General features: G+C 74.9%; 8 protein-coding genes. 7 read left to right on the top strand and 1 reads right to left on the bottom strand.

All coding sequences use genetic code 11. From position 1 onward, the window contains the following. Positions 1-135 precede the first annotated feature (135 nt). Positions 136-309 (bottom strand): DUF6104 family protein, encoded by a 174-nt coding sequence (locus ACIO6U_RS29755; protein WP_355347247.1) that lies wholly within the window; start codon positions 307-309, stop codon positions 136-138. A gap of 210 nt (positions 310-519) precedes the next feature. On the opposite strand from ACIO6U_RS29755, the gene ACIO6U_RS29750 reads away from it, so the two are divergent. From ACIO6U_RS29750 to fxsT, 7 genes are all read left to right on the top strand, one after another. After that, positions 520-2,706: a trypsin-like peptidase domain-containing protein gene (locus ACIO6U_RS29750; RefSeq protein ID WP_401723776.1), complete on the top strand. Its 2,187-nt coding sequence runs from the start codon at positions 520-522 to the stop codon at positions 2,704-2,706. Between the two features lie 24 nt (positions 2,707-2,730). Then, the gene (locus tag ACIO6U_RS29745; protein WP_188283451.1) at positions 2,731-3,744 is read left to right on the top strand and encodes a MoxR family ATPase; all 1,014 of its coding nucleotides are present in this window, start codon (positions 2,731-2,733) and stop codon (positions 3,742-3,744) included. A gap of 7 nt (positions 3,745-3,751) precedes the next feature. Further along, positions 3,752-7,153, top strand: coding sequence for an SAV_2336 N-terminal domain-related protein (locus ACIO6U_RS29740; RefSeq protein WP_401723773.1), 3,402 nt, complete (start codon positions 3,752-3,754; stop codon positions 7,151-7,153). 122 nt (positions 7,154-7,275) lie between these two features. Then, entirely contained in the window at positions 7,276-7,695 is a 420-nt protein-coding gene (fxsA, locus tag ACIO6U_RS29735; protein ID WP_401723770.1) for an FxSxx-COOH cyclophane-containing RiPP peptide, read from the top strand. Positions 7,696-7,901: 206 nt separating this feature from the next. Next, on the top strand, positions 7,902-9,122 hold the full coding sequence (locus tag ACIO6U_RS29730) for an FxsB family cyclophane-forming radical SAM/SPASM peptide maturase (RefSeq protein ID WP_401723790.1): 1,221 nt from the start codon (positions 7,902-7,904) through the stop codon (positions 9,120-9,122). Then, positions 9,119-10,525, top strand: a complete 1,407-nt coding sequence (locus tag ACIO6U_RS29725; protein WP_401723767.1) for an aKG-HExxH-type peptide beta-hydroxylase — start codon at positions 9,119-9,121, stop codon at positions 10,523-10,525. Before ACIO6U_RS29730 ends, ACIO6U_RS29725 begins: the two co-directional genes overlap by 4 nt. A gap of 164 nt (positions 10,526-10,689) precedes the next feature. After that, complete coding sequence (gene fxsT / locus ACIO6U_RS29720; protein ID WP_401723764.1) at positions 10,690-13,698, top strand: FxSxx-COOH system tetratricopeptide repeat protein; 3,009 nt, start codon at positions 10,690-10,692, stop codon at positions 13,696-13,698. Positions 13,699-13,768 lie beyond the last annotated feature (70 nt).

Genomic DNA, 13,768 nt, shown 5'->3' with positions numbered 1-13,768 from the left:
GCCGCATTTCGAGGAGGTGCCCCGGACCGGCACCGACCAGGCACAAGCGGCACCCGCAGACGACAAAGCACCCGCACGGGTGGGCGGGCGGGCAAAGACAAAGACAAAGACAAAGACCAAGGACCGAGCCGGAGGCTAGTCCTCGTCGTCGAGCCGCGCCAGCCACGTCGCCAACCGCTCGGTCGGAATCTCGAACTCAGGGTTGAGGTCCACGAATTCGCGCAAGCGCTCGGCCAGCCAGTCGAAAGAGACTTCCTCCTCGCCGCGCCGGGTGGCGAGCTCCTCGATGCCGCGGTCGGTGAAGTACAAGATCTGCTCCGGAACGGGGTGGGACGGTGGTGGACGGGGAAGAACGGGAGGGACGAGACGGGACGTACACCGCAAGGATAGGGAGTATGTCCGAAGGTCCTCGCGCCGGTCCTGGCCGCGGGCTAGCCTTCGGAGACGATCAGTCACTGGGGGTGGGATGGGGGCGCAGACGGCTGCCGCCGCGGCACCGCGATTAGGGCGGGGCGCGCGATGACGGCGTTCGGCGGTCCCGGCGGGCTCGACGAGCCCGCCGACCCCGCCGAGATCCTGACCCCGCTGGTCAGCGAGGCGACCGTACGCGTTCACGGCCGGGAACCCGGCTACCCGCTGCGGGGCAGCGGCTTCTTCGTGGCACCGAACTGGGTGCTCACCTGCGCGCACGTCGCGCTCGCCCAGAGCGGCGAGGGCGGTGACGGCGGCGACGGCGGCGGCCCGGCCGGCCGCAAGGTCTCCGTCGGATACGGCGACCGCATGCTCAGCGGCGTCGTGGAGTGGGCGGAACCGGCGGGCCACACCGGCACCGGCCGCTGGCCGTCCCCCGACCTCGCGCTGATCCGGCTGCTGGACAGCGTCGACCACCCCTGCGTCTGGCTCACCGAGCGCACCGCCAAGGGATACACCACCAACCAGGTCGCGTACTTCGGCCACATCCCGATGGACGGCGAGGTCGTCGCGTACAACGGCCGCTGCTCCATCAGCGGCCAGCTCGGCAGCGGCGGACTGCTCAAGCTCGGCAATGAGGACGAGATGCCCAACGGCGTCTCGGGCGGCCCGGTCGTGGACCTCGTGCGCGGCGAGGTGATCGGGGTGCTGAAGGCGCGCCGTACCGGCCAGGACGGCGGACTCGCCATCGGCGTGCAGGAGTTGCGCAGGCTGCCCGCCACCGGCACCGCCGCCGACCTGTACCACCGCGTGATGACGGCGCACGACCTCTACCACGCCGACCGTTACGCCTTCGTCGGCGGCCAGGAGGTCACCTGGACCGACGCGCACGGCGAGATCGGCGCCGCCGCGGGCCGCGCCCTGACCCCGGGCCAGCGCACCGCACTGCTCGGGATGCTCGCCCAACTCCCGCCGCCCGCCAGCGCGAAGAGCCTCCAGGACATCGTCGGAGCGGTCCGCGGCAGCCCCGCGCAGGGCCTGCCGACCGCGCCGCGCGCCTGGCGGGACGGCCTGGGCCTGCTGTACGACCTGCGGCGCGGCACCAGCGAGTTGGAGGCGGTGCTGCGGTTCGCGGTGCAGGCCGCGACCGCCGACAGGACCCGCGCCGCGGACGAGGCGGCCGAACGCGTCCTGTGGCACTGGGCGCAGGACACCGCCGCCGACGCGATCGGTCTGACCCGACTGTTCCGCAACACCCTGGTCACCGAGCGCAAGGCCCGGCTGCGCGCCCGCGGCACCCTGGTCAGCGGCCTGACCGGCGACCTCGGCGCCGGACTCGGCGCGGACCCGGACGTCGGCCTCGGCGCCGACCTCGGCACCGGCTTCGGCGGCCCGGGCACGGACCTCGACGATCAGGGACCGGACAGCGGTACGACCGCGGACGCGGCCACCGCGACCGCGGCCGACGCGGGCCCCGGCGGCCGGCCGGACCGCCGTATCCGCCCCGAGGCCCTGCTGGAGATCATCCCGCGCGGCTGGGAGCCGGGCCGCCTCGACTGGCGGGTCTGCGTCGTGCCGGAGAACGGCGAAGTGGAGTGCGTCGAGGAGGACTTCCGCGGCACCGCGCTCGACGACCTGCCGGTCCGGCTGCGCGAGCCGCTGGACGAGGTGTTCCGCCGCTGCGACCAGCCCGGCTACCCGGCGCCGCTGCAACTGGCCGTCCCCGGCGCCCTGGTGGGCTTCCCCGTCGAGACCTGGCCGCTCGGCCCCGGCGGGCGCGCGCTCGGCGCCGTACGCCCGGTCGTGGTGCGCCGCACCGACGCGCCGCCCGACGACGACCCGGCGGTGACCGAGGCCAGGCACGGCCGTTGGCACACCCTGCACCAACAGCGGCCGCGCGCCGACCTGTTCGACTGCGACGACGGTACGCCGGGCCCGCTCCCGGCCGACGACGAGCTGCGCGACCGCGCGCGCGACACGCTGCCGGCGCTCTGCCGCAGCGCCGCGACCGCCCCCGAGGAGCTGCACCGCCTGGTGACCTCCGGCTACCCGGTCGCGGTGTGGCGCAGGGAACCGGTCGCCCCCGAGACGGCCTGCGGCGACTTCCACCGCGGCGTGAACCGTACGGTGCGCGCCGCGCGCACGGCCGCACGGCTGCCCCGCGCCCTCGCCGTCCTGCGCGCGGCGGTGGACGCGGGCGTGCCCGAGGCGTTCTGGTCGGTGGGAATCACCCTGCTCTACGACGATCCGACTCGCCCCCTACCGGGGACCGACGAGCTGTTGGAGACTCCATGAGGACGAGGTATCGAGGTGAGTGAGATGACCGACGCCAGCCCCGCCGGCGAGTGGCTCATCTACCGGGGCACGGGAGAACCGCACACCGGCATCGACGGACTGCCAGAACCGCCGCCCTGGCGGGACTTCGACGGCGGCCCACTGGTCCAGCAGGGCCCCGGGCCCGACAGTTCCTCCGCCCGCAGGCTCGGCGCGTACCGGCACATGGCCGAGATGCACCGGCCCAGCCCGGAGGAGCTGGAAATGGTCAACGCGGCGCTGTACCTGCGCCGTCCGCTGCTGGTCACCGGCAGCCCCGGCACCGGCAAGAGCACCCTCGCGCACGCGGTGGCGTACGAACTGGGCCTCGGCCGCGTGCTGCACTGGCCGATCGTCAGCCGCAGCGCGCTCCAGGACGGGCTGTACCGCTACGACGCGATCGCCCGCCTCCAGGACACCCAGATCGCGGCGAATTCCGGCACCGCCCCGCCCGGCGGCATCGGCAGCTACATCCGGCTCGGCCCGCTGGGCACCGCCCTGCTGCCGACCGCCAAGCCGCGGGTGCTGCTCATCGACGAGCTGGACAAGAGCGACATCGACCTGCCCAACGACCTGCTGAACGTGATGGAGGAGGGCGAGTTCGGCATCCCCGAGCTGGAGCGGCTGGCCGAACGCGAGCCGCAGGTCGAGGTGTTGACCGACGACGGCGCCAAGGTCTCGCTCCGTGAGGGCCGCATCCGCTGCCGGGCCTTCCCGTTCGTCATCCTCACCAGCAACGGCGAGCGCGACTTCCCGCCGCCGCTGCTGCGCCGCTGCATCCACCTGGAGCTGGGCCGCCCCGACCACAAGCGGCTGTCCACCGTGGTCCGCGCCCATCTCGGCGACGAGGCGGCGACCGTCGGCGACGACCTGGTGACCCGCTTCCTGGAACGGTCGCGCAGCGAACTCCTCGCCACCGACCAGCTGTTGAACGCGATCTTCCTCACCCATCACGCCGCGCCCCCCACCCGCAGCCGGTTGGCGGACATGCTCATCCAACGGCTCGACCGGCCCAGGTGAACCGGCCATGGCCACCCGGAGACCCGACCCGCAGGCCCCCGACCCGAGGACGCCCGACCCGAGGACACCACCCTCCGCAGACACCGACACCGACACCGCCACCGAGCGGCCCGACCCGCTCGCGTCCGTCGTCGGCGCCCTGACCGAGGCCGGACTCGACCCGGGACCCACCGAGTTGGCCGACGCGCTGTGGCTGGCCCGCTGGTCCCGCCCGACCTCCCCCGCGAGTACGGCGGGGGAGGCCCGCGACCCCGGCGGCGCCGGTACGGGCAGCGGCGCGCACCACCCGGGACTGTCCGGCGTCACCGACCCCACCCCGCCCGGCGGCACCGTACTGCCGCGCAGCCTCACCGACCCGGACGACGACCGCCTCGTCCAGCTCTATCCGGGCGTCAGCGCCCCCGGCCGGGCGCGTACGGGACCGGCCGCCGCCGCGCTGTCGGTCGCCGTGCCCGAGGCGGCGACGCTGCCCCGGCTGCTCGAACTCCAGTCGGCGCTGCGGCCGTTGCAGCGCTACCGCAGCCCCGCGCGGCCGTTGCGCGAAGTGCTCGACGAGTCGGCCACCGCGGAGAACAGCGCGCGCGCCGCCGGACTGCTGCTGCCGGTCTTCCGGCCGGTGCTGCGCGGTGACGCCTCGATGCAACTGCTCATGGACGCCTCGTCCTCGATGTACGTGTGGGAGCGGATGCTCCGCGAGCTGAGCCAGGTCTTCGAACGGCTCGGCGCCTTCCACGAGGTGCAGGTCCGCTATCTGCACGCCACCCCGGACGGCGACCCCGCGGTCAGCGGACGTTTCGACCCCGAGGCGGTCGGGATGCGCTCCGCCGAGCAGTTGAGCGACCCCACGGGCCGCCGGGTGACCCTGCTGGTCAGCGACTGCGCGGGGCCGCTGTGGCGGTCGGGGCAGGCGCACCGGCTGCTGCACCGGCTGGCCAGACACGGCCCGGTCGCCGTACTCCAGCCGCTCCCGGCCCGGTTGTGGGCCAGGACCCGGCTGCCCGTCTCGTACGGCGTGCTGCACCGCGGCGAAGGGCTGCTGCCCGCCTCGCCGCCGCGCTTCTCCTCGGGCACCGGCGGCTCCTCCCACTACGTGCCGGCCGCACCCGCGGGCGACGCGCTGCCGGTGCCCGTACTGCCGCCCACCGCCGAGGCGTTGGGCGCGTGGGCGCGGCTGCTGGCGGGCACGGGCGCGGCCCGCGTGCCCGCCGCCGTCGGCTGGGTGCGCTCCGACCAGCCCGCGACCCCGGCGCCCGTACGGCAGTCCCCGGTGCCGCCGGTCGCCCTGGTCGGCCGGTTCCGCTCGGCCGCCTCGCCCGCCGCCGCCCAGCTCGCCGTCTACCTCGCCGCCGCCCCGCTCTTCCTGCCCGTCATGCAGCTCGTCCAGCGCACGATGCTGCCCGACTCGGGGCCCGCCGAATTGTCCGAGGTGCTGCTCAGCGGCCTGCTCAAGCGGATATCGGGCGACGACGCGCGCGACCACCGCTGGTACGAATTCGCCGACGGCGTACGGGACGTGCTGCTCGGCCCGCTCGGCAGGGACGAGGCGCTGCTGGTGCTCAAGCACTGCTCGGAGTACGTCGAGCAGCGTTTCGGCAAGAGCGGCCCCAACTTCCCCGCGCTGGCCATCACGCAGCTCACCGAGGGGCCGGGGGACCGGCTCGCGGACGCCGCCGTCGCCACCGCGGCCCGCGCCACCGCGCTCGCCGAGCAGGCGTCGACCGTCGTCGCCGAGTCCCCGCAGCCCTTCGCGGAGGTCGCCGCCCGGGTGCTGGAGCGCTTCATGCCGCTGCCGGGGAACACCGGCCACGACCGGCTGGCCGTGGGAGCCGGTACGGGACAGCCGTCGTCCGCGGTGCAGCGGGCCCGGCAGTTGGTGGCGCGCTTCACCGAGGAGGGCATGGTCCAGAATCTGCTGGACGCGGTGCAGTTGCTGCGCCGCGCGGCGGACGAGGAGCGGGTGCGCGGCTCGGACCCCGACCTGTGGAGCGAGCTGGCGCAGAATCTCATCACGCTGTGGCGGCTGCGCGGCGGGGCCGCGCTGCTGCGCGAGGCCCAGGACGCGGCGGCGACGGCCGCGGCGCACCCGGGCTCGGTACCGGCCCGCGCGGTGCGCGCCCGCGTGTTCCAGGCCGCCGCGGACGAGCGGGCGGCGAACGGGGACACGCGGGGCGCGTTGGAGCTTCTGCGGCGCGCGGACCGGGAGTTCAGCGCGGTCTGCGCCGCCCCGGGACTCGACCCGCAGGACGTGCTCGGCGCCACCCTGGAGCGGGTCAGGGTGCTGGAGGACCAGTGGCAGCTCAGCGGCGACGCCGGGCTGCTCCAGGAGACCGTGGGGATGCTGGAGGCGTTCGCGGACTCCTGGCCGCTGTCCGACGGCCGCCCCAGCGCGCTGTCGCTCGCCCACGGCCGCGCCCTGCTGCGGCTGGCGGGCACGGCGGGGGAGCGGGAGCGCGAGCAGGTCTACGCGCTCCAGGCCGCCGAGTACTTCGCCGCGGGACTGGACGCGCTGGAGCGCGAGGAGGCGGCCCTCGAAGCGCGGACCGCCGCGCTGCTGCCGCTGGTCGACGCCCATCTGCTGGTCGGCGGACGGCTGCCGGAGGCACAGCGGCTGGTCGACCGGGCGCTCGGCGAGACCCGCGACCGGCTGGCGCGGGCCTCGATCCTGCTGCGTGCGGGCCGGATCAGGGTCGCCCGGCACACCGAGGGCGGCCCGGCCGGTGAACTGGAAGCGGCGGCGGGGCGGTTCGCCGAGGCGTGCCGTCTGACCCCGCGCGACCGCCCCGAGTACAGCGAGATCGTCGCCGAATGGGGCGACGCGCTGCTCGGCCGCTCCGCGCTCCCCGGCGGCGAACTCTTCGTCAACCGGGCCGTGCAGGTCCTGCGGGACTGCCGGATGGAGACCCCGGAGAGCGATCCGCGGCTGTCCGGCAGGCTGCTGATGCTCGGCCGGGCCCTGGTGCTGCGCTACCGGGCGGAACAGGACCTGGTGGACCTGCGCGAGGCCGAGCACGTCCTGGGCCTGGCCGTGCAGCCCGCCGTGGACCCGGCGCAAGTGGCGCGGATCTGGTACGAGTTGGGAGAGTCGCACCGGCTGGGCTACGCGCACACCCAGCGCGGTGAGCGCCTCGACCAGGCGGCCGACGCCTACCGCCGCGCCGCGGAGGCCGCGGGCACGGCGGCCGACCGGTCGGCGGAACCCGGCCCCATGGTGCGGCTGTCGGCGCTGGCGCATCATTGGCGTGGCGTGGTCTACGAATTCGCCCGGCGCCCGCGGGCCGCCGCCGACGCCTACCGGGCCGCGCAGGCCGAATGGCGGCGGCTGCCGGACGACGGAGGGGACGGCGCCGCGGACGAGGAGGCACGGCAGCGGACCGCCGAACGGCTGGCGGCGCTGACACGGACGAACTGAGCCCGGGGCGACCGGCCCCGGTCCGGCCGCCTCGGACCGACCGGCCAGGACCCCGCGCGAATCCGGGCCGCGACAACTGCATCCCCCCACGAGCCACCACGGGACGAGAGCTGAGGCCGACGATGGACGACCGAGCGTACGGCGGGGCCGAGCGGCCCCCGGACGAACCCGCTCACCACGACGAGGCGTTACCCGAACGCGCCGTTCACGAAAGGGCTGTTGACGAGAGGGCGGTCCCCGAGCGGCCAGTCCCCGAGCGCGCGGTCCCCGAACGGCCAGCCCCCGACCGGGCGGTCCCCGAGCGGGCACCTTCCGGCCGGGACCTTCCCGAGGCGGCGTCGCCCGAGCACGCCCCCGCCTACCGGATTCCGGCGGACGCCGACATCGACCTGCTCGGCCTCGACCTGGAATCGCTGCGCACCGTCGAACACCCGGTGCTGTCCGCCCTGGTGAGCGATCTGCGGGCGCGCGCGGCCGGTCCCGGCGGCGAGGCGCTGTGGGGCTTCGAGAGCGACCCCAGCGCGCCGGAGGCCACCGGCTGACGCCGCCCGGCGCACCGGGCACCGGCGCGCGCGACCACCGCCCACGTACCCCCGTATCGCGTGAACTCCTGACGGAACGCCGCTTTTGGCCGTGCTCCAGGGCGAATACGGCCAATTCCTTGCCGAGGTGTTTACTTCCGGCCGCCCAGCGGGAACAACCGCTGGGGCCGACGGGGCGGCCTGAGGTACACGGGGGAGGTGATGTGGTGCGTCATCCGGCCGACGACAGGCCGCGGACCGGCAGTACGGCGGCCGAAGGGGCCTTCCCCCTGCGGCAGTTCATCCTCAAGACGCACAGCCGCTGCAATCTGGCCTGCACCTACTGCTACCTCTACGCGGGCCCCGACCACGGCTGGCGGGACCGCCCCCGCGCCGCCCCCGACGCGGTGACCCGGCGCACCGCAGAACGCATCGCGGAACACGCCGCGACCCACCGTCTGCGCCATGTCGCCGTGGTGCTGCACGGCGGCGAACCGCTGCTCAACGGCGCCGACGCGCTCGCCGCCGACGTCGACCTGATCCGCCGCACCGTCCCCGCCGACTGCGCCGTGCACGCCAGTGTGCAGACCAACGGCACCCTGCTCACCGCCGACCGGCTGCGCGTCCTGCGTGACGCGCGTATACGCGTCGGCGTCAGCCTCGACGGCGGCCTGCCCGCCCACAACGCCGCGCGGGTCGACCACGCGGGCCGCCCGTCCTGGGCCGCCGCCTCCGCCGGGGTGCGGCTGCTCGCCGAGACCGCGCCCGAGGCGTACGGCGGACTGCTGTGCGTCGTCGACCTCGCCCACGACCCGGTCGAGGTGTACGAGTCGCTGCTGGCCTTCCGGCCGCCGCGGATGGACCTGCTGCTGCCGCACGGCAACTGGACCGCGCCGCCGCCGGGACTGCCCGCGTCCGCCGACGACCCCGCGCCGTACGGGAGTTGGCTCTCCGCCGTCTTCGACCGCTGGTGGGGCGCGGAGCGCCGGGAGACCAGGATTCGGCTGTTCGAGGAGTGCGTGGCGCTGCTGCTCGGCCTCCGGTCGCCCGTCGAACGGCTCGGGCTCCAGCCCTTCACCGCCGTCGTGATCGAGACCGACGGCAGCATCGAGCAGGTCGACTCGCTCAAGTCCGCGTACGAGGGGGCCGCCGCCACCGGGCTCGACGTCTTCCGCAACAGCTTCGACGACGCGCTCGCCCACCCCGGCGTCGCCGCCCGCCAGGCCGGGCTCGCCGCCCTCGCCGCCACCTGCCGCGCCTGCCCGCTGGTCACCGTCTGCGGCGGCGGCCACTACGTCCACCGCTACCGGGAGGGCTCCGGCTTCCGCAACCCGTCGGTCTACTGCGCCGACATGGCGCTGCTCATCCGGCACATCGCGCGCCGCCTCGCCGAGGCGGCGGCGGCCCCGGCGCCCGCCGCGTCCCGCGTACGGCGGGAGACGCCGTGACCGCCGCCGCTGCGCCCGTGCTCGACGCGGTGCTGCCGGTGCTCGGCAGCACCGGCAGCGGGCCGGACTCGCTGGAGCTGCTGGTCAGCCACCAGCGCGGGCGGCGGCTGCTGGTGCTGCGCGCGCTGCTCGACGCTGTGCGGACCGCGCCCGCCGGGTCGCTGCCCGAGGGGACCGCCGAGCGCGTGCTGGGCGACTGGCGGCTGCTGGAGCGGGCCGAGCGCGCGGACCCGGCCGCCGCCCGCCGCGTCGTGCACTACCCGCTGACCGGCGCGTGGGCCGAACGCAGCCTGCGGGCGCTCACCGTGGCGGGCCAGGCGCCGCGGGCCGCGGAGGCGCTGCCGCACCTGGGCGCGCTCGCCGCGTCCGCCGCCGCCCGCGCGGGCCTGCGCTTCAGCGCCGACGTACCGGTACGCGACGGCCTGTTGACGCTGCCGACGCTCGGCGGCTACCGGCTGCCGGCCGCGGGCCCCCCGCGCAAGCCCGGCGCCGCCGCGCCCCGGATGCGGGTGGACGGCGACGGCAACCGGCTCTGGCTGCGCCCCGAGGAGCGCACCCGCCACGCGGTCGAGGTGCGCAGGGGAACCGACGGCGTGTGGCGCTCGGCCGCCCCCGGCTGGCGCCCGATCCAGGCGCTGTGGCCGCAGGAGGACCGCCCCGACGGCCACCCGGTGCTGATCGACGACGCCGACCCGTACCGCGCGGAGGGCCGCCGCGCCAATCCGTACGGGCTGTCCGCCGCCGACCGGCTCGCCGACGAGGACCGGGCCAGATGGCGTACCGCCTGGCGCGAGGCCCAGCCCTGGCTGCGGCTCGGCGACGGCACCCGGGCCCGCGAAGTGGCCGCGCTGCTCGACTGCTTCGTGCCGCTGGACGGCGCCGCGTCCGCCCAGTACAGCGCCACCCTGGGCGACGCCTTCGGCGCGCTGCTCAGCAGTACGCCGATGGGCGGCCTGAAGATGGCCGCCGCGCTCGTCCACGAGTTGCAGCACACCAAGCTGCTCGCCCTGGCCGGCGTCACCGCGCTGCACACCGCGGACGACACCGCCCGCTACTGGGCCCCCTGGCGGCAGGACCCGCGCCCCTTCGACGGCGTCTTCCAGGGCGCGTACGCCCACCTCGCGCTCGCCGACTTCCACCTCGGCGTCGCACTGGCCGCCGTGGACCCCGCGCAGCGCGACGCCGCGTGGGCCGCGCACTGCCGCTGCCGCCTCCAGGTCGAGGCCGTCCTGCCGCAGCTGCTCGGCTCCAACCGGCTGACCCCGCAGGGCCGCACCCTGGTCAACTCCATGGCGGCGCACCACACTCGGCTGGGACGGCACACGCCGCCGGAAGGCCACCTGGCGCGCGCCACGGCGTACGTCGAGACGGCCCGGGTCATCTGGCGGCGAAAGCGGGTCTGAACGGGCGTCTTTGGGCGCGCGAAACGGCATGACCGTACGTCAACGGGGGAGTAAAGCAGTGTAGTTTCTGGCGAAAGTCACCTGTGCCGTCGGGCGCACCTGGCTCACTGTCGATCCACTGACCCGCCAGAGCACTACGCGCGTATCACGAGGGAGTCGCACGCATGGCCGGAGGGCGTAACGCCGCCTCAGCAGCACGGGGGCCGGGAATCGTCACGATCAGTTACGCGGGCTACAACAGGGCCTGGGCGGCGTGGATCGCGAGCAGACTCGAACGGCACGGCCAGCAGGTGGCGCTGCAACGCTGGGACGCCGACCCCACGGACTCCATCGAGCGGATGTTACGTGACCTGCTGCTGTCCGAGGGCCGCGTGCTGATCGTGCTCAGCGAGTGGTACTTCCGGCTCGGCCCGCGCACCCACGAGGAGTGGAACGTGGCGCTGCGCGCGGTCGTCCCCGACCACAGCGAGCGCTTCGCCGCGGTCTCCGTCACCCCGGCCGCGCTGCCCAGCGCCGTCGCCTCCCTCGGCGCCGCCGACCTGTGGGGCCTGGGCGCGGCGGAGGCCGAGCGGCGACTGCTCGGCAGGCTCGGCATCACCCCCTCCCGCGCCTCCTCGAGCGACACCCTCAGCGGCTCCGGCGGCCCGCGCTTCCCGCTGGAACAGCCCGACGTCTGGGGCGGTGTCCCGCGCCGCAACACCCGCTTCACCGGCCGCGAGGAGCTCCTCGGCGACCTGCACAACCACTTCACCCAGGCCGAGCCCGGCGCGGGCGTCGCCACCCTGCACGGCCTGTCCGGGGTCGGCAAGACCCACATCGCGACCGAGTACGTCTACCGCTTCGGCCCGGAGTACGACGTCGTGTGGTGGGTGCGCGCCAGCGAGCGCGGCACCCTGCGCGAGAAGCTGGCGGGCCTGGCGCCCGCGCTCGGCCTGGTCACCGGCCGTGAGTACGGCGAACGGCTGCGCGCGGTACGCGACGCGCTGCGCCGCGGCGAGCCCTACTTCCGCTGGCTGGTGGTCCTCGACGGCGCCGACCAGCCCGAGGACATCCACGACCTGGTGCCCACCGGGCCCGGCCACGTACTGATCACCTCCCAGAACCGCGAGTGGGCCGAGCACAACAGCGCCCTGATCGAAGTGCCCGTCTACAGCAGGGCGGAGAGCGTCGCCTTCGTACGGCGGCGCGCGCCGCGGCTGGACGACGCCGACGCCGACAAGCTGGCCGACGCCCTCGGCGACCTCGCGCTGGCCCTGGACCAGAACGCGGGCGCGCTCAACGACTCGTCCATGCCGGTGGACGACTACATCGAGCTGCTGCGGCACGGCGCGGACGTCGAACCCGGCCTCAAGGTCGCCGCCGACTTCCAGATGACGTACTACACCGCCTTCTCGATACTGCTCAACCGGCTCCGCGAGGACAAGCCGGAGGCCGTCGACCTGCTGCGGCTGTGCGTCTTCTTCGCGCCGGGGCCGATCCCGGTCCGGCTGCTGCGCGACCTGCCCGTGCGCGACCTGCCGGAACAGCTCACCGGGCTGATGGAAGACCCGCTGCTGTGGAACTCGGCGATCAGCAAGCTCGCCCAGTGGGCCGTCGTGCAGTCCGACCCGCCGGAGGCCGAGGACGACGAGGCCGCGGGCAGCGCCGAGGTCGTCCAGATGCACCGGCTGGTCTACCAGGCGGTGCGGGCCGACATGCCCGCCGCCGAGCAGAACCTGTACTCCCAGGTGGTCCGCAAGATCCTGGCCGCCGCCGACCCCGGCCGCCCCACCGACACCCGGCTGTGGCCGCGCTACGCCGAGATCGTCCCGCACCTGGAGGCGTCCGGCGCGCTGCGCAGCACCAACCCCGACATCCAGCTCACGATCGTCAACTGCCTGCGCTACCTGCACCTGTCGGGCGAGTACCGGGCCGGACTGCGGCTCGCCGAGGCCACGGCCAAGCACTGGCCCGAGCTGCTGGAGCCCGGTCACCCGCGGCTGTGGGACCTGGTGAACAACCGGGCCAACATGATGCGCGCCATGGGCGACTACGTCGCCACCGAGGCCCTGGACCGCGACGCCTTCGAGACCCTGCGCGCCGACCGCGGCGAACAGGACCTGCTGACCCTGCGCGCCGCCAACGGTCTCGCCGCGGACCTGCGCAACCTCGGCCGCTACGACGAGGGCCTGGAGACGGCCCGGTTCGTCGAGCGCGGCTACGCCCGACTCGTCGGGGAGCAGGACCCCCGCACCCTGCTCGCCAAGAACAACCTGGCCGTCACCTACCGGCTGCTCGGCCGCTACCAGGAAGCCCTCGACCTCGACGGCGAGATCCTGGAGGCGCGCCGCGAACTGCTGCGCGCCCGCAACATCGTCACGCTCTCCTCGGAGAACTCCTACGCGTACGACCTGCGGCTGCTCGGCCGCTACGACCAGGCCACCTCGGTGCAGGAGCGCAACGCCGAGACCCACCGCACCGTGCTGGGCGCCGACAACCCCCAGACGCTGCGCGCCGAGCACAATCTGGCGCAGTGCTACTACCGGGCGGGCGACCGGCCGCGTGCCGCCCATCTGATGGGCCGGCTGCTGGAGCGCTGCGAGCGGGTGCTGGGCAGCACCGACCCGCTGTCGCTGCGGGTCGCGGTCACGTACTCCAGTTTCGAGCGGGAGCACGGCGACCTCGACCGGGCCAGGGAGCTGTCGGAGTTCGTACTGCGGCACTACCGCTGGCAGTTCAACGCCCGGCACGCGTTCGTCGCCGGCGCGCTCGCCAACCACGGCCTGCTGCTGCGGGCGGCCGGAGAGCGGCAGCAGTCGCAGATCGAGATCGAGGACGCGCTGACCGGCATGTCCCGCGCGGTCGGCGACGACCACCCGTGGACGCTGGGCTGCGCGCTCAACGCCAGCGGCGCCCGCAACTTCGCGGGCGACCCGGAGAGCGCGGCCGAACTCTCCCGCGCCACCGCCGAGCGGGCCACCGCCCGGCTCGGCAAGGACCACCCGCTGACGCTGTCCTGCCGGATCGCGCTCGCCACCGACCTGCGCAACATGCGCAAGCGGCAGGAGGCCGACAAGATCGAGGAGGAGGCGCTGGCCGCGCTCTCGGCCACCCTCGGCCCGCAGCACCCGCACACGGTGACCGCCCGCTCCCGCACCCGCCCCTACTGGGACTTCGAGCCCATCAGCTCCTAGGGCGTGTCCGGAAAGTCTCGTCTGGCTGGCGGCGCCTGGCACGCGCCCCGCGCGAACGGCCGCCGGCCCC

Origin of the sequence: Streptomyces sp. NPDC087422, assembly GCF_044744145.1 — a bacterium.
Lineage (GTDB): Bacteria > Actinomycetota > Actinomycetes > Streptomycetales > Streptomycetaceae > Actinacidiphila.
This window is presented reverse-complemented; position numbering and strand designations above follow the sequence as displayed.